We start from the raw sequence: 19863 nt of genomic DNA, 5'->3' as shown, positions 1-19863 counted from the left end.
GGATACGTAAGCCCATGAGCATAATGCAGGGAGCGGCAATGCGCAAATCGGTTCTGGCTGGCCCAAGGCGCCGGGCTGGGCAGAAATGGACGAAATGGACTTTCCGGGCGGGATGGACGAAAGGAATGGGAATGACGCCATGGCTTCGATCCTGGCTTGGAGAAAACACGCATGAGCACGAACGCCGATAATTCCTCTGACCTGAGCCCAACGCCCCGGGCGCATCCGGAAAAACCGGCCATGCCGTTCATCGATCCGGATTCCCATCCGGCCATGATCCGCCATGGCCTGAAAACCGGTATCGCCGCTGTGCTGGCTTATGGCGTGGCGCACCTGCTCGACCTGAAATTCGGGTACTGGGCGACGTTGTCCGCCGTCATCGTCATGCAGGTCTATGTCGCGGACTCCGTCCAGATGTGCCTGTACCGCTTCTCCGGAACGGCCGTCGGAGCGGCAATCGGACTGGCGGCCATCCTGCTCTTTCCCCAGACGCAGCCCATGACCGTTCTGGCCCTGTTCCTCTCGGTGGCGTTCTGCGCCTACATGACCAGATACAACGCCAGATACCGCATGGCGGCCATCACCGTGTGCATCGTCGTCCTGGCCGGGTACGACCAGGACGACCGCATCGTCTTCGGCATGCTCCGCGTGGTGGAGATCGGCGTGGGCGTGGCTGCGGCCTTCGTAGTCAGCATCGCCCTGTGGCCGGTTCGCGCTGGCACCGCCCTCAAGGCCCGGCTCATGATGCGCTTCGGAGACTGCGCCAGGCATTACGAAGCCATCATGAACGCCTTCCTGGCCATGCAGTCCGGGCTCGCCCCCAACCTTCTGGACCAGTTCCAGACGGATATCAGGGAAGACCGCGCTCTCTTTCAGAAGGTGCTGCGCCATGAGCGACGGATGTACCACGAGGACACCGACCTTTTGGGCCTCAAGGTCCGCACGCTTGAAAAATGCCACGCACATTTGCAGACCATGCTCCAGGCTCTGAACAGTGAACAGGGACAGGGCTACGAGATCATCATGGACCGGGAACTGCGCGAGCTTGCGGCCATCACGGTGGAGAGCATGCGGGGCATCGCTTCCGGCCGGACACCCCCGACGGACTTGCTGGCAAAGACCCTGAACGAATCCGAAACGAGACTGCACGAACTGCGCAAAGACGGGGCGACCAGACGCTTCCATCTACAGAAGCTCTTGCAATTCTTCGCATTTTACCACAGTGCCCAATCCATGGGAAGAGACATCCTACTTTACGGCCAAAACCCCTTATTTTCAGTCCGGGCCGCATGACATGGCGTGCTGTTTACGTTATGTTTCGGATACGCGGGCATCGCGTTGCCCGTGCAAATGTTGACGGTGCATGGGAACAGATTTATATTTAAAAATCAGTCAAAAACATCAGCCTCAAAGGATGGCATCACCATGAAAAAAATCTTTATGATCGCATTGATTGTCGTGTTCGCAGCGACCGGCTGCGCCACCATGGACCAGCAATCCAAGACCACCAAGGGCGCCGTGTACGGTGCGGGCGGAGGCGCTGTCGCAGGCGCGGTATTGGGAGGTATCATCGGCCGTGACGCCAAGGGCGCGGCCATCGGTGCCGCTGCCGGAGCAACCATCGGTGGTCTGGCCGGGGCAGGAGCCGGGCGCATGATGGACAACCAGGAAGCCGAAATGCGGCAGGCCCTGGCTCAGTCCGAAGAGGTGGCGATCCGGCGCGAGGGCGACCTCCTGGCCCTGACCCTCAAGGGGGATGTGACCTTCGACGTGGACTCCGATGTGGTTTTGCCCGGTCTGTACAACGAAATCGAACGCATCGCCCAGATTCTCGTCAAGTACCCGCAGACAACCATCGTGGTTGAAGGCCACACCGACAGCACCGGCTCCGACGCCTACAACCAGGGACTGTCCGAACGACGCGCCTGGAGCGTGCAGCGCCTGCTCACGGAACGCGGAGTAAGTCCGGCCCGGATCAGCGCCGTGGGCTACGGGGAATCCCGGCCCGTTGCCTCTAACGACAATCCCGGAGGCCGCCAGATGAACCGCCGCGTGGAAATCCGCGTCAACCCGAACTCCGGCCAGCAGACCTACTAACGGCCTACCCCTTCAGGCCTTGGCCGGATGACCGGCTCATTTCCTCATCTAATCGGTCCTGTGCTGCAAAGCCCAGGGCCGATCAACTTTTTTACGAAGCGCCAACACAGGGCAAATTCCCCGTTCTGGGCACCGATTAAAGCAGGGTCGAAAGGCAGGACGAATCTGGCCTTAGCCCCCGCAAGTACAGGGAAAAAGCACAAAAGATAGAACGCCCGCACATTCAAGGCCGAGCTATTGCACAAAAACCAACACACTGTTATGGTCTTACCAATTCGCAACATTCCGTAGAATCATCACAGATGCAGGATTGGTCCCCGGTTGCTGAGCCACGGCGTTCGCTCCCCCTCTTCGTATTCATCACTGATTCAAGCCGCTCACTCATAAGCGTTCGCAACGCCCAACCGGCATGCCCCTTGTGAAAAATCATAATCCACCACAACATTCAACAAGGAGAATTCTATGTCTTCGGAAAAAGGTGAAGTTTACAAATGTGAAGCGTGTGGTGCCGTCGTGCTCGTGCAGGAAGGCGGTGCGGGAGAACTCGTGTGCTGCGATCAGCCCATGGTCAAGCAATAGTCCTTAAGCGTCTCTCAAAACGAATAAACCCCGGTTTTCCTTGGATTTAGGAAAACCGGGGTTTGTGCTGGAGTATGAAATGGCGGAGAGGGTGGGATTCGAACCCACGTACCGGGGATTAGCCGGTAACTCGATTTCGAGTCGAGCGCGTTACGGCCGGACTTCGCTACCTCTCCGCGAGGTTTTTTGAAATTTTCTTTTCCTGGCGGCGCTGTTTGAAAAAGCCGCTCAGTTTTGCGCTGCATTCCTGTTCCAGAACCCCGCCCAGAGACCAGAAATGGTGGTTGCTCCAGGGCAGCGCCGTGCCGTCCATGCGGCTGACCAGACATCCGGCCTTGGGGTCTGCGGCGGCGTAGACCACTCCGGCCAGGCGGGCCTGGATGACCGCTCCCAGGCACATGATGCAGGGTTCAAGGGTCACCACCAGCACGGCGTCGGTCAGACGATGATTCCCCACCTTGGCGCAGGCCTCTCGCAAGGCCAGGATTTCGGCGTGGGCCGTGGGATCGTTTTCAAATATCGTTCTGTTCTCGCCCCGGCCCAGAATCTGGCCGCTGCCATCGATGACCACCGCGCCCACGGGCACGTCACCCCGCCCTTCCGCCAGATGCGCAAGCTTCAGCGCCTCGTGCATGTAGGGCTCCCAGGCCAGCAGGTCATCCGGGCCCGGCGTCGGGGAAGGCGCACAGTAGAAAGTCATGGGGGCGCTGTCAATGATCTTTGCATCCTCTTTGGACACGTTTTCAAACCGTCCTATCTGGCCTTCAGATATTCGATCCCGCCCTTGAGCAGTTCCGTGCCCAGAGTGGAAGTCTCACCCCTGGTCCAGCGCGGATGGTTGGTGGGATGATTGTAGGCCTCGGGGTGAGGCATGAGCCCGAGGATTCGGCCGGAAGGATCGGTCAGTCCGGCGATGCCAAGCGGCGAGCCATTGGGATTGGCCGGATACTCCTGGGTCACTTCCCGGGTCTGCGGATCCACGTATTGCAGGGCGATGAGATTCTGCTCCTGCAGGCGGGAGAGGGTCGTGTCGTCACCAGGAACGAGCTTGCCCTCGCCGTGACGGACGGGGACGTAAAGATAATCGAGCCCCTTGGTGAAAACGCAGGGAGACTCCGCGTTGATCTTCAGCGTCACCCAGCGGTCCTCGTACTTGGCCGAATCGTTGTGGCTGAGCGAGACCTGGCGGGTGAAGTAGGCGCCATCAAGAGCGGGAAGAAGACCCAGCTTGACCAGCAACTGAAAGCCGTTGCAGATGCCAAGGATGAGGCCGCCCGCGTCAAGGAAGCGCTTAAGCTCCTCCATGAGGGACTTGCCGCTCTTGGTCAGCATGTGCCGCCAGCGCAACGCTGCGGCCTGGGCCGAGCCGAGATCGTCGCCGTCGAGAAAACCTCCGGGCAGGATCAGAAAATTGTAGTCGGTCAAGGTGATCTTGTCCGCCGTCAGATCGGAAAAATAAGCGATGGTGGTCTGGTCCGAACCAGCCTGATCCGCCGCAAAGGCGCATTCCCGCTCGCAATTCGTACCGTAGCCGGTAATTACCAATGTTTTGACCTGAGCCATCACCCCTCCAAAATCGGCCGTAGCCGAGCTGTTTGATTAAGTACCCAAGCCCATTACAGTCCAAGCAAAACAGGCGCAAGCCTGAAAATCGCCCTTTCCGACTGTTTGCACTCGGCGTTCTTTCTGCTATTGAACCCAAGGTGTTTGCAGGACACCAGGGGCCGCTTGACAAGCAGGAAGTCCGCTGCCAAATGTTCCAGCGGACATACGGATGTCAATTTTCGGGCTGCCGACAGGTGGCCCATTTGTTTTGTGGACCATGTCTGGCCGCGCCAAGCGCGGATTCAGACCGAAGAAATATTCAGGTGAGCGAGGCAGCGATGAACACCAAATTCATTTTTGTGACCGGCGGGGTATTGTCCTCTCTGGGTAAAGGACTGGCCGCCGCATCCATCGCGGCTCTTCTAAAAGCGCGGGGGCTTCGGGTATCCATCCAGAAGCTTGACCCGTACATCAACGTCGACCCGGGCACCATGAACCCCTTCCAGCACGGCGAAGTCTACGTCACCGACGACGGAGCCGAAACGGATCTGGACCTTGGGCACTACGAGCGCTACCTCGGCACCCACTTGAGTCAGCGCAACAACTACACGTCCGGGCGCATCTACAATACCGTCATCACCAAGGAACGTCGCGGCGACTACCTGGGCGGCACGGTCCAAGTCATCCCGCACATCACCGACGAGATCAAGTCGTCCATCCTGAGCCTGGCCAGCGACGACCTGGACGTGACCCTGGTCGAGATTGGCGGCACCGTGGGCGACATCGAGGGCCTGCCCTTCCTGGAAGCCATCCGCCAGTTGCGGGCCGACCTCGGCAAGGACAACGTCCTCTACATCCACCTCACGCTGGTGCCCTACATCAAGACCGCCGGCGAGCTCAAAACCAAGCCCACCCAGCATTCCGTCAAGGAACTGCGCAGCCTTGGCATCCAGCCGGACATCATCCTCTGCCGCTCCGAAGTGGACCTTGGCGACGACATCAAACGCAAAATTTCATTGTTCTGCAACGTGGACCAGGACGCGGTCTTCACCGCCATAGACGTAAACCACATCTACGAACTGCCCCTGACCCTTTATAATGAAGGTGTTGACCAGAAAATCGCCATTCTCCTGCGACTGGCCGCCAAGAATCCGGACCTGCAGGAATGGAAGAATCTCGTCTACAACCTGCACCATCCAACGTCAGAGGTCACCATTGCCATCGTCGGCAAGTACGTGGACTTGAAGGAAGCCTACAAGAGCCTGCATGAGGCCCTGACCCATGGCGGCGTGGCCAACAACGCGGCCATCCGCTTCCTGTACGTCAATTCCGAGGAAATCACCGCCGAAAACGTGGCCGAGACCCTCGCCGAGGCCGACGGCATCCTCGTTCCCGGCGGCTTCGGCATCCGCGGCGTAGAAGGCAAGATCGCGGCCATCACCCATGCCCGCGAAAACAGGACCCCCTTCTTCGGCATCTGCCTTGGCATGCAGTGCGCGGTCATCGAGTACGCCAGAAGCGTCATGGGCCTGACCAAGGCCAACTCCGAGGAGTTCGACCTGACCACTCCGGATCCGGTCATCTATCTGATGAAGGAGTGGTTCGATTTCCGCAAGAAGTGCGTGCAACGCCGCGACATGACGAGTGAAAAAGGCGGAACCATGCGTCTTGGCGCCTACCCCTGCGTGATCGAGAAAGACACCCGCGCCTTTGAAGCCTACGGCGCGGTCGAGGTTTCGGAACGTCATCGCCACCGCTACGAATTCAACAGCGCCTACCAGAGCCGTTTCGAGGAAGCAGGGCTGACCATCAGCGGCCTGTCCCCGGACAAGAGCCTGGTTGAAATAGTGGAAATCAAGGATCATCCGTGGTTCCTGGGTTGCCAGTTCCATCCGGAATTCACCTCCACCCCCATGCAGCCACATCCGCTGTTCCGCGAATTCATTCGCGCGGCCGTGGCCAACAAGAAAGCCGAGTAACAACATGATTGACTGCTCCACCCTGGTCGCCGGCCGCCCCTTTCTCATCGCCGGACCCTGCGTGCTCGAAAGCCTGGACATGGCCATGACCGTGGCCGTCGAATTGCAGGCCATCGCGCGCGATCTGAATCTGCCGCTCATCTTCAAGAGTTCCTATGACAAGGCCAACCGCACGGCCGGAGCGAGCTTCCGCGGACCAGGGCTGGACATGGGGCTCGATTGGCTGGCCCAGATCAAGAGCCGCACCGGGCTGCCCGTGATCACGGACATCCACGAGCCGCGCCAGGCATCCCTGGTGGCCGAGGTGGCCGACGTGCTTCAGATTCCTGCCTTCCTTTGCCGCCAGACCGATCTGCTGCTCGCCGCCGCGCGCACCGAGCGCATCGTGAACATCAAGAAAGGACAGTTCATGGCACCCTGGGACATGCAGGGACCGGTGGAAAAAATCCGCTCCGAAGGATTCGAGCGCATCTGGCTGACCGAGCGCGGATCCATGTTCGGCTACAACAATCTGGTCGTGGATTTTCGCTCCCTGGTCATCATGAAGCAGTTCGGCTGCCCCGTGATCTTCGACGCCACCCACTCCGTGCAACTGCCCGGCGGACAGGGCACGTCCTCCGGCGGCCAGCGCGAGTTCGTGCCGCCGCTGGCCCGGGCTGCCGTGGCCTGCGGCTGCCAGGGCCTCTTCATGGAGATCCATCCGGACCCGGACAAGGCCCTCTGCGACGGCCCCAATTCCTGGCCCCTGGCCAAGGCACGCACCCTTCTCTCGGAGCTGGCGGCCATCTGGAGCATCCCAAATGAATGCTGAACTCCTCGCCCGGGACGTGCGTCTGATCATCCTGGACGTGGACGGGGTGCTCACCGACGGCGGCCTCTATTATGACGAATCAGGCTGCGTGATGAAACGCTTCAACGTCCAGGACGGACTGGCCATCAAGATGGCCCCGCAGGCCGGCATCGAATTCGCGGTCATCACCGGCCTTGATTCCCCGGCAGTGCGCAGGCGGGTCACGGAGCTTGGCATCAGCCATTACTATCCCGGCCATCACCGCAAGGCCCCGATCCTGCGCCGGATTTCCGAAGAGACGGGCATCCCCTTGGCGCAGATGGCCTATGTCGGTGACGACTGGGTCGATGCGGCGCCTATGTCCCTGGTCGGGCTGCCCATCGCCGTCCCCAACGCCCGCCCCGAGATATTGAAACTCGCGGCCTGGACCACCAGATCCATGGGAGGCCAGGGTGCCGTGCGCGAAGCCATAGATTTCATCCTGCGCGCCCAGGGCAAACTCGAAGCCCTTTGGCAGGACTGGGTCCGGGAATGAAGCGACTGTTGGTCGGGCTTTTGGCCCTTGTCGTTCTGGCCGGAATCGCGATGCTCGGCAAACGCCTGCTCTGGCCCGAGCGTCTGGACAATCCGTCGATCCGGAATCTGGATGTGGACCTGAGCCTCAAAGGCGTAAACCTGAGCCAGGGCAAGGACGGCAAGAAGCTCTGGAACCTGAGCGCCACCGGCGCCGACTACTCCGAAAACGGCGATGAACTGACGCTCGCCGCCCCGATCATCGTCTATTGGGGCGAAGAAGGCGGGGAACCCATCGAAGTTCGGGCGCCCAGGGGGCAGGTCTGGCAAAAAGAGGACCGGGCCAGAATGTGGGATGGGGTCAACGGCACCCAGGGCCAATACGAGATGCGCTCCGAGACCCTTGACTACACAGGACAAAACCGCACACTCGTGCTCGGCGGCACGGTTGAACTGACTGGCGAATCCATGCAGGGCCGCTCGGACACCCTGACATATTTTCTGGACACAGGGGACTTCCTGGCCCAAGGCAACGTCCAGGTCATCATGAACTGACAAGCGGGTTACCAAATGCGTTCACTCATAATTCTTCTCTTCCTCGCCTGTGCGACGCCTCTCTGGGCGGCCGAGACCGTCCCGGTCAAGATCACTTCCGACACCATGACCTACACCCAGAAAGGGGACCAAGTGATTTTCACCGGCTCCGTGTATGTCATTCGTCAGGACATCCAGCTCTGGTCCGACACGCTGACCGTGCTGCTGGAAAAAAAGGATGGCGCCAAGAACGCCACCCAGAGCGTGCCTGACGAGCAGGGAGCCATCAAGAAAATCATCGCCAAGGGCAACGTGCGCATAAAAGCGGACAAGGGCCGCACCGGCACCTGCGGAAAGGCCACCTACGAAGCCGACAAGGACCTACTGACCATGGAAGACAGCCCCATGCTCATGGAAGGCGCCAACAAGATCCAAGGCGAGGTCATAAAGCTCTACATCAAGGAAAACCGCAGCGAGGTCCTGGGCGGCAAGGGACGGGTCGAGGCCATCTTCAACACTCCCGCCGGCAACCAGGGGCTTGGGCAGTGACCACCCTGACCGGTCAGAATCTGGCCAAGCGTTACGGAGCCAGGGATGTCGTGCACGACATCGAGCTTGACGTGAGCCAGGGCGAAGTGGTTGGCGTCCTGGGGCCCAACGGGGCAGGCAAGACGACCACCTTCTACATGCTCGCGGGCATCGTGCGGCCCACGCGGGGACAGGTCCTCCTGGACGGCCAGGACATAACCCGCTGGCCCCTGCACAAAAGGGCCCGCGCGGGCATGAGCTACCTGCCGCAGGAAAGCTCAATCTTTCGCAAACTGACCGTGCGTCAGAACCTGCAACTGATTCTCGAATATTCGGGATTCTCACGCGACGAGCAAAAGCACACGGCGGACAGGCTGCTCGATGAACTGGGGATCACCCGCCTTGAAGGACAGCTGGCCGCCTTTCTGTCCGGCGGAGAACGCCGCAGGCTGGAAATTGCCCGCGCCCTGATCCAGAATCCAAAATTCATCCTCCTGGACGAACCCTTCGCCGGCATCGATCCCCTGGCCGTGGACGACATCCAGGCCATCATCCGGGACCTTCGCGACAAGAACATCGGCGTGCTCATCTCCGACCACAATGTTCGCGAAACGCTCCAGATCTGCGACCGTGCGTACCTTGTCCACGACGGCCGCATCATCCTGAACGGCAGCCCGGAAGAGATCGTCGCCGACCCGGGTGCGCGCAAGGTTTACCTCGGTGAAGGATTCAGCCTCTAGCGGACACGATTTTCCAAGGATTGCCAGGACCTAAGCTTTATGGCAGATTCGTTACTGGGTAGTTTTTTAGCCTGCAATCCTCTGACACGGTGAAACCAAATCAATTATGGGCCTTGAACTCCGACAAAACCTCAAGCTGACGCAGCAGCTGGTCATGACACCGCAGCTGCAGCAGGCCATCAAGCTGCTTCAGCTCTCCAGATTCGAGCTTCTCGAAGCCGTTCAGCAGGAGTTGCTTGAGAACCCCATGCTTGAGGAGGGGGTCAAGGAAATTTCAGAAGAGCACGAAATCCAGGCTCCGGCAGAAACACGCCCGGAAACTTCCTACGAAGACGCGGAGCTGATGCGCAACGCGGACTGGGAAAACTACCTCGGCGATTTTTCAAGCACCGCCAAGCAAGTGCAGTTCAAGGAGACCGAGGCCCTTGAGGAGATGATGTCCTACGAGGCCAGGCTCTCGGGCAAGCCTTCCCTGGATGGTCATCTGCTGTGGCAGCTCTGTCTGTCCAACATCACCGAAGAAGAGGAGATGATCGGCGAGGCCATCATCGGCAACCTCGATTCCCAGGGCTACCTGATGAGCACCGCCGAGGACATCGCCTCCGAGACGCTCTCTCCCCTGGCCCTGGTGGAGTCCATGCTGCATCGTCTGCAGCGCTTCGATCCCGTGGGCGTGGCCGCGCGCTCTCCTCGGGAATGCCTGCTCATCCAGCTGGAAATGCTGGGCCAGGACGATCCCATCCTGATCTCCCTGGTGGGGGAACATCTCGAAGACATCGAAAAGCGCCGCTACAAACCGCTCCTGCGCAAGTTCAAGATCCAGATGGAGGATCTCAAGGCCTATCTGGACATAATCCAGTCCCTGGACCCCATGCCGGGCGCCAGTTACGGCAGCGAGAGCACCATATATGTCAGCCCGGATGTTTTCGTGTACGAATACGAAGGGGATTTCGTCATCGTCATGAACGACGACGGCCTGCCCAAGTTGCAGCTCAGCCCGTACTACATGGACGACATGCACCTGGCCGTCAAAGGCCCGGACCGTGAATATCTGCACGACAAGATGCGCTCCGCCATGTGGCTCATGAAGAGCTTGCACCAAAGGCAAAGAACATTATATAAAGTGGTTGAAAGCATTGTCAGGTTTCAGCGGGGCTTTTTTGAACACGGGGTGACCAAGCTCAAACCGCTCATCCTCAAGGATGTAGCCGATGACATCGAAATGCACGAGTCCACGGTCAGCCGGATCACCACGAACAAATACGTGGCCACCCCGCACGGCATCATGGAACTGAAATTTTTCTTCAATTCCGCGCTGGAAATGGATGATGGAACCCAGGTCGGATCCGAATCGGTCAAGGCCATCATAAAGAAAATGGTCAGCGAGGAAGACCCGAAGCACCCCTACAGCGATGAAAAAATCGCTTCGGTGCTGAAGGAACGGCTGGATGTGAACATCGCCCGGCGAACAGTGGCCAAATATCGCGCGGTGCTGGGGATCGATTCCTCATCAAAGCGAAAACAGGTTTTTTGATATCCCGCCCTTTGGGCCGCCCCTTTCGGACGGCAAAAAGGGCTGACCCTCAACAATCGAGGAGGCTTCCATGAGGATTACCTTCAATTTCAAAAACTTCGATCCTTCCGACCATCTGCGCAAATACGCCAAGGACCGCTTCGGCAAGCTCGCCAAATTCATGGCCGGCACCCCCGACGCTGAGCTGCAGGTCAATCTCGAAGTGGAGAAATTCCGGCATGTCGCCGATATAGTGCTGACTGGAAAGAACGTGCATATCTCCGCCCGCGAAGACAGCGAGGACATGTACTCCACCGTCGACCTCGTCTGGGACAAGCTTGAAGCCCAGATGCGCAAGACCCGCGATAAGGACAAGAGCCGACGCAAGGGCGGCAGCGACAGCCCCCGCATGGACGCCGCGAGTTTTGACGACGACGCGGACACCAGGCGCAAGCCCGTCATCCAAAAAACCGATGACTTCTCGCCCAAGCCCATGATCGTTGAAGAAGCAGCGCTGCAGCTTGAAAGCTCGGACAACGAATTCCTCGTATTCCTCAACGCCGAAAGCGAAAGGATCAATGTCATTTACCGACGCAAAACCGGCGATTTCGGTTTGATCGACCCCGGGGTATAGGGAATGAAGCTTGCTGAATACCTGGACAAGGATTTGATCATCTCCGACCTCTCGGCCAGGACCAAAACCGAGGTCCTGGCCGAACTCGTTTCGACGCTGTCGACCAAATACCCCGATCTTGACCCCAAGCGCGTGACCCAGGTCCTCATGGACCGGGAAATGCTCGGGACCACCGGCATCGGAGACGGCATCGCCATCCCTCATGGCAAGCTGGACAGCATCGATCAGGTTCTGGTCATTGTCGGCCGCAGCCACGAAGGCGTGGATTTTGCCAGCCTGGACCACAAGCCGGCCAGCATCTTTTTCACGGTGCTGGCTCCTTCAAACGTGGTTGGCCTGCATTTGAAACTCCTGGCCACGGTTTCCCGCCTGCTCAAAGACGGATCGTTCCGCCAGGCCTTTGCCAATTCCCCCGGTCAGGAAGGACTGTGGCATCTGCTGCAGACCGTCTAGCACGAACGCATTCGGAGTATCCCCATGCAGCCTCAACCTGAACAGAAAAACGTGGTCATTGTCTCCGGCATGTCCGGTTCAGGCAAAAGCACGGCGCTCAAGGTCTTTGAAGACATGGGCTTTTTCTGCGTGGACGGACTTCCGGCGCGCATGGCTCCGGCGCTCATCGAACTGTTCTTCAACTCCTCCGCCAAGGACTACCCCGGGCTGGCCATGGGCATGGATCTGCGCCAACCCGACTTTGTGGGTCAGTGGAAGGAAGTGCTGCTTGATGTCCAGAAGTTTTCCGTGCGGCCGACCATTCTCTTCACGGATTCCTCCAACCAGATCCTGCTGCGCAGATACGCCACCACCCGCCGTCCGCATCCCCTGGCCTCGGGCAACTTGGGGCTGGAGGGGGCGCTGGAGCGGGAACGGGAAATACTGGAACCCATCCGCGCCCAGGCTGATCTGGTCATCGACACGTCGCATTATTCGGTGCACGATCTAAGAAGGGTCATTCAGGACAAGTGGGAGAGTCTCTCTTCCCGCAGCCAGGGCATGCGCGTGCATCTCATCTCTTTTGGCTTCAAGTACGGGGCCCCGGCCGAGGCGGACATGGTTACGGACCTGCGCTTCCTGCCCAACCCCTATTTCGACGAGGCCCTGCGCCCCATGTCCGGAAAAGACGAAGCCATCGCCCGGTACGTGCTGGACAGCAACCCCGGGCGCGAATACCTGCGTCGGCTTTTGGAATTTCTTGATTTCACCCTGCCGCTTTATGCGCTGGAAGGGCGTTACCGCCTGACCATGGCTTTCGGATGCACGGGCGGCCGCCACAGGTCCGTGGCCGTGACCGAGGCCGTTCTGGCACATCTGGGCGAACAGGGCTTCAACGTATCTGTCGAACATCGGCATTTCAGTCTTGGATAATCTGGAGGAGTAATGGTTGGAGTGATCGTGGTGACCCATGGCCAGTTTGGCAAATATCTGCTTGAAGCGGCCCAGACGATTTTAGGGCCGCAGGAACAGTGTGCCCACATAGCCGTGGAAGGAACCGTGGAAATGAGCGCCCTGCTTTCGGACCTCAAGTACACCGTCAAGCAGATGGAAACGGGTGACGGCGTCATCATCCTGACCGACATGTTCGGCGGCACGCCGTCCAACATCAGCCTGTCTCTGCTTCAGCCGGGCAAGGTCGACGTCCTGTCCGGGGCGAACCTGCCCATGCTGCTCAGGGTTCTGGGCATGCGCACCCAGGATCTGTCCAAACTCGCCCAGGACGCCAAGAACGCGGCCATTCAAGGCATCGTTGTCGCCGGCGAAGTATTGACCCGCAAAATCACCGAGGCTTAGCCGTGATCTGGTTCCGCATCGACAACCGCCTTGTGCATGGCCAGATCATCGAGGCCTGGCTTCCGCACATCAGGGCCAAGACCCTGCTGGTCGCCAACGACGACCTCGCCGCCGACGAATTGCGGCAGGAAATCATGAGCCTGGCAGTGCCAAGCGGCATCTCCTTTTTGTGCTGCCAAGTCTCGGAGGTCGCTTCGATGCTGCGCAACGTACGCAAGAACGATCCGGATCAGCATGTCCTGATCCTCTTTTCCGACTGCGCCGATGCCAAGGCCGCGCACATGGCCGGGCTGTCCTTTTCCCTGGTCAACATCGGCAATCTGCATTACGGACCGGGCAAGGAGCAGGTGTGCGAACACATCGCCCTGGGAGCGGAAGACCGCTCCTGTCTGAAATATTTCAAGGAGCACGGCGTGGAGATCGATTTCCGCTGCGTGCCTTCGGCAACGACCAAGATTAACCTGTGATGAATACTTCTCGAATCAAATCGGCATGATCGACACTCACGATCTCATCCTGCTGGCCGGAGGAAGTTTTTTTTTGCCCTCCTGTCCCTGACCCGGGTCGCCATTGACCTCGGCTTTGTTCATCGTCCGCTTTTCGCCGCCCTGCTCTGGGCGGGACTGACCTTCAAACTCCAGCCGGCCTTGAGCGCGGGCATTTTTTTCGAGCTGCTCTGGCTCGATCTGTTTCCAGCCGGAACCTACATCCCGCCCCAGGCCCTTCTCTCCCTGATCGGCACCCTGACCATTCTGGCCTGCCTGCCGGATGCCGACATGCGCACCACCGTGCTTGTCGTCATCGCGACCCTGCCCCTGGCCTACCTTGGAGCGTGGATCGAACAACTCTACCGCACACGGCAGAATGCCGGCTACAACCAACTTTTGACCTGGAACCGCAAGGGCAACATAAACGCCTTCGCACCGCACCGGCTTACCGGCAGGGCCCTGGTCGAAATCCTGCTGCTCAATTTTTCGGTCCTCGCGCTCTGCCTGGTGCCCCTTCTGGTCGGTTTGAAAGCACTTCAACCCTGGATTTCAGGCGGCCCGCAACCGACCTGGACCATGCTCTGGATCGCTGCCTGCGCCGGTGCCATTCTCGCCCTGCGTATACGCAAGGCCTACGCTTTGGTCGCCGTCAGCGTGATCCTTGGCGTCATCCTTGGCCTGTGACCTCCAATGTTCTCTCTTGGCAGCCGCGAATAATTGTGATATTTCGCACAATGTCTTTGTTCGCCAATAAACCCTTGTAGGAGGAATACCATGTCCGTTTATGTTTTTGGTCACAAGAATCCCGATTCCGATACCGTTTGCAGCGCCATCGCGCTGGCCGACCTGAAGAGCAAGCTCGGCGTAGCCTGCACCCCGACCGCCCAGGGCGAACTGGCCCCCGAGACCAAGTTCATCCTCGACAAGTTCGGCGTTGCCGCTCCTGCCGTGAAGACCGAATATGCCGGTGAAAAAGTTTTTCTGGTCGACACCTCCGACCTGGCTCAGCTGCCTGACGACATCAAGCAGGCTGAAGTCCTGGGCATCGTCGATCACCACAAGCTGGGTGATCTGACCACCTCCAGCCCCCTGGAATGCTGGATCTGGCCCGTTGGCTGTACCGCCACCGTCCTGACCGCCATGTACAAGTTCCACGGCATCGAAGTTCCCAAGAACATCGCCGGCATCATGCTCTGCGCCATCCTGAGCGACACCGTCATCTTCAAGTCCCCGACCTGCACCCCGGCCGACAAGGAAGCTGCCGCCGAACTGGGCAAGATCGCCGGTATCGCCGACCTGGCCGCCCTGGGCATGGAAATGTTCAAGGTCAAGTCCGCCGTTGAAGGCACCCCGGCCCGCGAGCTGGTTCTGCGCGACTACAAGGACTTCAACATGAACGGCACCAAGGTTGGCATCGGCCAGCTGGAAGTGGTCGACCTGTCCATCCTCGACGCCGTCAAGGGTGACCTGGCCGCCGACATCGCCGCACTGAAGGCCGAGAAGGGCAACCACTCCATATTCCTGCTGCTGACCGACATCATGAAGGAAGGCTCCGAGATCCTGATCGCCTCCGACGACGCCGCCGTGGTCGAGAAGGCCTTCGGCGTCAAGCCTGTGGACGGAAAGGCATGGCTGCCCAAGGTCATGTCCCGCAAAAAGGACGTAGTGCCCAAGTTCGAAAAGGCTTTCGCCTAAATCTTGGCTCTTTGAATGAAAGAAGCCCGTCCAGGTTCGCCTGGGCGGGCTTTTTGATTTCGGGCTGGTGTTTCTTTCCGTATTGTTGCGCGGAGAGGCGCGGCCGAAAGGCATTCATTCGCGGTTGACGCTGACGGTGAAGAGAGAACCGCGAATCTACGCGTCATTCCTGCGAAGGCGGAAATCCATCTTGCTTCCCGTGCAACCAAATACATGGATTCCCGCCTTCGCGGGAATGACATCGAGGCAGGGAGCAAGGCGTTGACTTATCCCGGACGCCTACACAGCTATTGAAGAACACTCCTAATCAGGCATTCAGCGCGGGGTGTGGCGGTTGGCCCGCACAGGGGGCGCCGACTGTCTGACTGAGCCAGGCATCGTTTGTTGAATCAGCGCAGACCGCTTGAAAATCGGTGTGTGTCCGACAGCAGCGATGATTCAACTCTACGAGGCCCGCGAAGGAGTTTCGGCGGCCCCTGTGCGGGCCAACCGCCACGCACCGCCCTCCGACCAGCCAACATCCATCAGCCTTCTATTGTACTTTCTTCCCGCCTACATCCGCCCGCAGGGCCGCGACTTTTCCGCGCAAATATTCCGCCACCAGATCGCCCATGTCGTCCGCGCCGGAATGCTTGCGTGCGTATTCCCGCAGATCGTCCTCGGTCTGCGTCTCCATGCGCTCCGATTCCATGAACATGAGAAAAACCAGGCCCAGGGCCGCGTTGTTTTCCACAGTGCCGTCGCACAGGTGCTGCAACTGTTCGTCAGGCACCGTCTCGAAAAGGCGCTCGGCAAACTCGCCGATCCATTTGGAATACAGTTCGGGCATGAGATCCGGGATCAGTTCCGCCAGACGGCGCGCTGCGTCCTCCGGGACATTGGGCATGGTCACCATGAAGTATTCGGCCAGGGCTTCCTGACGTCGCTCGGCGCTGCCGGAAAATTTATCGAGGATGATCAGGAAGATATGGGCCCGCATCTGGGCCTGGGACAAAGACATGTGTTCTCCTATAATCCGAAAGAAGCCAGACAGCGGGGATTCTGCGCCACGGCAGCCATGACGATGCGGGCGCAGGCCTCGGCGTCGGACCCGGCATGATGATGATTGAGATTAAGCCCCAAATAGCGGCACACGTCCGGCAATTTGGTCGGGCGCAGGTTCCACTGGTTGCGGGCCAGATCCACGGTACAAACAAAAGGCAGGGTTGGGGCGGGCAAACCGGCCATGGTGCAACACGCGCCGAGCACCGAGCGATCGAAGCTGGCGTTGTGCGCGGCCAGAAAATCCGCATCCTCCAGAAACTGGGCGTGCTCGATCCAGAATTCCCGGAAAGGCGGAGCGTCCTTGACGTCGGACCAGTGAATGCCGTGCACGTTCACGCAAAACGGCGAAAAGCGCGAACGCGGCGGGCGGATCAGGCCGTAGAGCCTGTCCACGATCTCGCCGCCGCGGACCTTGGTCAGGCCCACGGCGCAGGCGCTGTCGCGACGCGAATCCGCCGTTTCGAAGTCGATGGCCACGTAGGCCGGGAAAGCGTTCATATCAGCAGATGCGCGGCAGCTGTTCGCCTTCGAGCATATCCATGAGCCGGGTTCCGCCGAGGGGCGTTTCCAGCACGACCTTGCCGGGGTGTTCGCCCCGGACGTTGCCGATCTGCACCGCGTCCGCGCCGAGCGGGTCGGAGCGCATGATGGCCAGGGCCGCCTCGGCGTGTTCCTGGGGCAGGATGCAGATAAACTTGCCCTCATTGGCCAGATACAGCGGATCAAGGCCCAAAAAGGAGCACCCACCGCTGACCTCCGGACGAACCGGGATCTGCGACTCGAAAATCCGGCACTCCACGCCCGACTGTCCGGCAATTTCGTTGAGGGTCGTGGCCAGACCGCCTCGGGTGGGGTCGCGCAGCACATGCACCTCGGGGATGGCCTCAAGCAGACGCACGATGAGGTGATTGAGCGAGGCGCAGTCCGAAAGCACGGGGGCCTCGAAGGTCAGTCCCTCGCGTTTGGACAGGATCGCGAGGCCATGGTCGCCCATGAAACCGCTGATCAGGATCGCATCTCCGGGCGCTGCCCGGTGCCCGTTCGGGGCCTCGGCCACGAAGATTTCGCCGATGCCCGTGGTGTTGATGAAAATTTTGTCCACCGTGCCCTTGGGCACGACCTTGGTGTCGCCCGAAACCACCAGGACTCCAGCCTCGCGGGCGGCATTTCCCATGGACTCGACAATGCGTTCCAGATCGGCCATGGGCAGCCCTTCTTCGATGATGAATCCGCAGGTCATGTATTTCGGACGCGCGCCGAGCATGGCCACGTCATTGACAGTGCCGTGCACGGCCAGGGATCCGATGTCGCCGCCGGGGAAAAAGATGGGGTCCACGGTGAACGTGTCGGTGCTCATGGAGATGGGGCTACTGACATGCAGAAAGGCCGCGTCATCGAGACGGTCAAGAATCTCGTTGCCCAGATATTTGAGAAAAAGCTCACCGATGAGCCGGTGCGAAGCCTTGCCGCCACTGCCGTAATCAAGAAGAACCCTTTCCACTCGCTTCCCCCTTGCATGACGCGTTTTCAACCACTGATCCGAATAAAAAAAACAACTGAAGATTCAAAATTTATGGGCAGGAGACACGCGGCATACGGCACGCGGCATGAGACACACGGTACGCGGCTCGTTGTCGGCATGGCCCTCGTCCCCGCCGGAACTCCTTCATTGGCCTCGAAGAGTTGAATCGTTGTGTGCCGGACGAAAAAACCGGGCAGCACGCCGGACAACGATTCAACAAACGATGCCTGACTCAGTCAGACAGCCGACGAGGCCGAGGGCCATGCCGACAACGAGCCTTGAGGCACTGGCGGGAGTACTTTTCTGCTTCTCGCCGAGTCATCCCCTTGAAGAAGGGGATCCATCTTTTAACTACTTAAGAATGGATTCCCGCCTTCGCGGGAACGACACTCAGATTCTTTCGCGACTTTTTTTGCGGTGACCGTTTTTGGAGGGCGATGTGTAGCCGACTCCATAAGCCCTCAAAAAACGGCGAACAACGCAGTCCAGAATCAATTTTCGACAGTCTTCTAGATTCTGTATTTGTAATAGGCGGCACAAGACCCTTCGGTGGAGACCATGCACGGACCCACCGGCGAGGCCGGAGTGCAGGCCTTGCCGAAAAGAGGACACTTGTCCGGAGACATCTTGCCCTTGAGCACGTCGCCGCAACGACAGCCCTTGATTTCCGGGACGTCGTGCAACTGCATGTCGAAAACGCGCATGGCGTCATAGCCCGCGAATTCGTCACGAATCTCGAGCCCGCTGCCGGGGATGAGGCCGATGCCCCGCCACAGGGCATCGCAGGGCGAAAAAATCTCGTTCATGACGGACATGGCCTTGGGGTTGCCCTCGTCGGAGACAACGCGGGTGTAGGCGTTGACGACCTCGATCTTGCCCTCGTTGCGCATGGTCACAAACATGTAGAGCGCCTGCAGAATGTCAACGGGTTCGAACCCCGCCACCACGGCTGGCAAGCCATGTTTCCCGGCGAGGAAACGGTAGGGCTCCACGCCGATGATGGCCGAAACGTGTCCCGGCAGCAAAAAGGCCTGCACCTGAAGCTCCGGGTCCCCGACCAGGGCGTCCAGGGCCGGGGGGACGAGCTTGTGGAAACAGAGCACGGAAAAATTGGAGATGCCCTGCTCACGGGCCACCTTGACCGTGGCGGCGATGGCCGGAGCCGTGGTCTCAAAGCCCACGCCCAGAAAGACGACCTTGTCGTTCGGATTGTCCTGGGCGATCTTCAGGGCGTCAAACGGAGAGTAGACGACCTTGACGCGGGCCCCTTCGGCCTGGACGCTCTTCAGCGTCTTCTTGTCCGGGCCGGGCACGCGCATCAGGTCGCCGAAAGTGGTGATGATGGCGTTCTTGCCTGCCAGTTCGAGGAAGGCCGCCACTTCGCTGTCATGGGTCACGCAAACCGGACAGCCGGGGCCCGAGAGGTGCACAACCTTTTCGGAGAGCAGGGAGCGCACCCCGCTGCGAAAAATGGAAACCGTATGCGTTCCGCACACCTCCATGAACCTGAGTTCCCCGTCCAGTTCGGCGTGGATTCGAGCCAGCAGAGTCTTGCACAGCTGGGGATCCTTGAAATTGTCAAACAAGTTCAATGTTCAGCCCTTCCTCGAAAAGTTTCAGGGTGGCGATGGCTTCCTCCCGATCCAGGCGGGTCAGGGCGAAGCCGGCATGGACGATGACGTAGTCGCCCACTTCCGGAAATTCGGAAATCACATCCAGACGAACCACATGCCTCGTCCCGCCAACCTGAACTTCGGCACTTTGTCCCTCAATCTTGAGCACTTCCATTGGAATCGCTAGGCACATGGCACACATCTCCCGCTTTGCTTTTTGTCAACGCTGTTGCTAAATCCCTGGGTGTTTTGTGTCAATGA

24 protein-coding genes and 1 tRNA gene are annotated in these 19863 nt (G+C 59.4%); 17 read left to right on the top strand and 8 right to left on the bottom strand.

Annotation, left to right across the window (positions count from 1 at the left end; genetic code table 11):
- The first annotated feature begins 171 nt into the window (after nucleotides 1-171).
- From BMZ40_RS08245 to BMZ40_RS08235, 3 genes are all read left to right on the top strand, one after another.
- Entirely contained in the window at nucleotides 172-1293 is a 1122-nt protein-coding gene (locus BMZ40_RS08245) for an FUSC family protein (protein ID WP_245751063.1), read from the top strand.
- Between the two features lie 132 nt (nucleotides 1294-1425).
- Nucleotides 1426-2097: a YiaD family glycine zipper/OmpA-like lipoprotein gene (locus BMZ40_RS08240; protein WP_092373951.1), complete on the top strand. Its 672-nt coding sequence runs from the start codon at nucleotides 1426-1428 to the stop codon at nucleotides 2095-2097.
- A 462-nt stretch (nucleotides 2098-2559) separates the two neighbouring features.
- On the top strand, nucleotides 2560-2676 hold the full coding sequence (locus BMZ40_RS08235; RefSeq protein ID WP_092373949.1) for a desulfoferrodoxin FeS4 iron-binding domain-containing protein: 117 nt from the start codon (nucleotides 2560-2562) through the stop codon (nucleotides 2674-2676).
- 80 nt (nucleotides 2677-2756) lie between these two features.
- Here the strand turns inward: BMZ40_RS08235 and BMZ40_RS08230 are convergent.
- The 3 genes from BMZ40_RS08230 to BMZ40_RS08220 form a co-directional block, all read right to left on the bottom strand.
- Nucleotides 2757-2852 (bottom strand) — tRNA-Ser (locus tag BMZ40_RS08230).
- A complete protein-coding gene (gene tadA, locus BMZ40_RS08225; RefSeq protein ID WP_092373947.1) occupies nucleotides 2843-3415 on the bottom strand; it encodes a tRNA adenosine(34) deaminase TadA in 573 nt (190 codons plus the stop codon). The genes BMZ40_RS08230 and tadA overlap by 10 nt, the downstream gene beginning before the upstream one ends.
- 14 nt (nucleotides 3416-3429) lie before the next feature.
- Complete coding sequence (locus BMZ40_RS08220; protein WP_092373945.1) at nucleotides 3430-4239, bottom strand: phosphoribosylformylglycinamidine synthase subunit PurQ; 810 nt, start codon at nucleotides 4237-4239, stop codon at nucleotides 3430-3432.
- A gap of 320 nt (nucleotides 4240-4559) precedes the next feature.
- Between BMZ40_RS08220 and BMZ40_RS08215 the strand changes: the two genes are divergently transcribed.
- The 14 genes from BMZ40_RS08215 to BMZ40_RS08150 all read left to right on the top strand — a co-directional run bounded on the left by BMZ40_RS08215 (nucleotide 4560) and on the right by BMZ40_RS08150 (nucleotide 15423).
- Complete coding sequence (locus BMZ40_RS08215; protein WP_092373943.1) at nucleotides 4560-6200, top strand: CTP synthase; 1641 nt, start codon at nucleotides 4560-4562, stop codon at nucleotides 6198-6200.
- Between the two features lie 4 nt (nucleotides 6201-6204).
- Nucleotides 6205-7011: a 3-deoxy-8-phosphooctulonate synthase gene (gene kdsA / locus BMZ40_RS08210; protein WP_092373941.1), complete on the top strand. Its 807-nt coding sequence runs from the start codon at nucleotides 6205-6207 to the stop codon at nucleotides 7009-7011.
- Entirely contained in the window at nucleotides 7001-7525 is a 525-nt protein-coding gene (locus tag BMZ40_RS08205) for a KdsC family phosphatase (protein WP_092373939.1), read from the top strand. Before kdsA ends, BMZ40_RS08205 begins: the two co-directional genes overlap by 11 nt.
- Nucleotides 7522-8058 carry an LPS export ABC transporter periplasmic protein LptC gene (lptC, locus tag BMZ40_RS08200; protein ID WP_092373937.1) on the top strand — a complete coding sequence of 179 codons (537 nt, stop codon included), beginning with the start codon at nucleotides 7522-7524 and terminating at the stop codon, nucleotides 8056-8058. The genes BMZ40_RS08205 and lptC overlap by 4 nt, the downstream gene beginning before the upstream one ends.
- Nucleotides 8059-8073: 15 nt before the next feature.
- Nucleotides 8074-8586 (top strand): LptA/OstA family protein, encoded by a 513-nt coding sequence (locus BMZ40_RS08195; RefSeq protein ID WP_092373935.1) that lies wholly within the window; start codon nucleotides 8074-8076, stop codon nucleotides 8584-8586.
- Nucleotides 8583-9305 (top strand): LPS export ABC transporter ATP-binding protein, encoded by a 723-nt coding sequence (lptB, locus tag BMZ40_RS08190; RefSeq protein WP_092373933.1) that lies wholly within the window; start codon nucleotides 8583-8585, stop codon nucleotides 9303-9305. Before BMZ40_RS08195 ends, lptB begins: the two co-directional genes overlap by 4 nt.
- A 106-nt stretch (nucleotides 9306-9411) precedes the next feature.
- Nucleotides 9412-10839 (top strand): RNA polymerase factor sigma-54, encoded by a 1428-nt coding sequence (gene rpoN / locus BMZ40_RS08185; RefSeq protein WP_092373931.1) that lies wholly within the window; start codon nucleotides 9412-9414, stop codon nucleotides 10837-10839.
- Between the two features lie 70 nt (nucleotides 10840-10909).
- Nucleotides 10910-11452, top strand: a complete 543-nt coding sequence (gene hpf, locus BMZ40_RS08180; protein ID WP_092373929.1) for a ribosome hibernation-promoting factor, HPF/YfiA family — start codon at nucleotides 10910-10912, stop codon at nucleotides 11450-11452.
- A gap of 3 nt (nucleotides 11453-11455) precedes the next feature.
- Entirely contained in the window at nucleotides 11456-11905 is a 450-nt protein-coding gene (locus BMZ40_RS08175; RefSeq protein WP_092373927.1) for a PTS sugar transporter subunit IIA, read from the top strand.
- A gap of 24 nt (nucleotides 11906-11929) precedes the next feature.
- Nucleotides 11930-12817: an RNase adapter RapZ gene (gene rapZ / locus BMZ40_RS08170; RefSeq protein ID WP_092373925.1), complete on the top strand. Its 888-nt coding sequence runs from the start codon at nucleotides 11930-11932 to the stop codon at nucleotides 12815-12817.
- A gap of 12 nt (nucleotides 12818-12829) precedes the next feature.
- On the top strand, nucleotides 12830-13240 hold the full coding sequence (locus tag BMZ40_RS08165) for a PTS sugar transporter subunit IIA (RefSeq protein WP_092194609.1): 411 nt from the start codon (nucleotides 12830-12832) through the stop codon (nucleotides 13238-13240).
- Nucleotides 13241-13242: 2 nt separating this feature from the next.
- Nucleotides 13243-13707: a PTS sugar transporter subunit IIB gene (locus BMZ40_RS08160; protein WP_092373923.1), complete on the top strand. Its 465-nt coding sequence runs from the start codon at nucleotides 13243-13245 to the stop codon at nucleotides 13705-13707.
- Between the two features lie 180 nt (nucleotides 13708-13887).
- The gene (locus tag BMZ40_RS08155) at nucleotides 13888-14412 is read left to right on the top strand and encodes a hypothetical protein (protein WP_092373921.1); all 525 of its coding nucleotides are present in this window, start codon (nucleotides 13888-13890) and stop codon (nucleotides 14410-14412) included.
- A gap of 90 nt (nucleotides 14413-14502) precedes the next feature.
- Complete coding sequence (locus tag BMZ40_RS08150) at nucleotides 14503-15423, top strand: manganese-dependent inorganic pyrophosphatase (protein ID WP_092373919.1); 921 nt, start codon at nucleotides 14503-14505, stop codon at nucleotides 15421-15423.
- Between the two features lie 532 nt (nucleotides 15424-15955).
- Here BMZ40_RS08150 and BMZ40_RS08145 read toward each other — a convergent pair.
- The 5 genes from BMZ40_RS08145 to BMZ40_RS08125 all read right to left on the bottom strand — a co-directional run bounded on the left by BMZ40_RS08145 (nucleotide 15956) and on the right by BMZ40_RS08125 (nucleotide 19795).
- The gene (locus BMZ40_RS08145; RefSeq protein ID WP_092373917.1) at nucleotides 15956-16423 is read right to left on the bottom strand and encodes a hypothetical protein; all 468 of its coding nucleotides are present in this window, start codon (nucleotides 16421-16423) and stop codon (nucleotides 15956-15958) included.
- Between the two features lie 8 nt (nucleotides 16424-16431).
- Nucleotides 16432-16965 (bottom strand): 3'-5' exonuclease, encoded by a 534-nt coding sequence (locus BMZ40_RS08140; RefSeq protein WP_092373915.1) that lies wholly within the window; start codon nucleotides 16963-16965, stop codon nucleotides 16432-16434.
- A gap of 1 nt (nucleotide 16966) precedes the next feature.
- On the bottom strand, nucleotides 16967-17968 hold the full coding sequence (gene hypE / locus BMZ40_RS08135) for a hydrogenase expression/formation protein HypE (protein ID WP_092373913.1): 1002 nt from the start codon (nucleotides 17966-17968) through the stop codon (nucleotides 16967-16969).
- A gap of 530 nt (nucleotides 17969-18498) precedes the next feature.
- Nucleotides 18499-19581 carry a hydrogenase formation protein HypD gene (hypD, locus tag BMZ40_RS08130; RefSeq protein WP_092373911.1) on the bottom strand — a complete coding sequence of 361 codons (1083 nt, stop codon included), beginning with the start codon at nucleotides 19579-19581 and terminating at the stop codon, nucleotides 18499-18501.
- Complete coding sequence (locus BMZ40_RS08125; protein WP_092193816.1) at nucleotides 19568-19795, bottom strand: HypC/HybG/HupF family hydrogenase formation chaperone; 228 nt, start codon at nucleotides 19793-19795, stop codon at nucleotides 19568-19570. The genes hypD and BMZ40_RS08125 overlap by 14 nt, the downstream gene beginning before the upstream one ends.
- Between the last annotated feature and the right edge of the window lie 68 nt (nucleotides 19796-19863).

Origin of the sequence: Desulfomicrobium apsheronum (genome assembly GCF_900114115.1) — a bacterium.
Taxonomy (GTDB): Bacteria; Desulfobacterota; Desulfovibrionia; order Desulfovibrionales; family Desulfomicrobiaceae; genus Desulfomicrobium; species Desulfomicrobium apsheronum.
The sequence above is the reverse complement of the archived record's forward strand: the minus strand, read 5'-3'. Positions and strand labels throughout refer to the sequence as shown.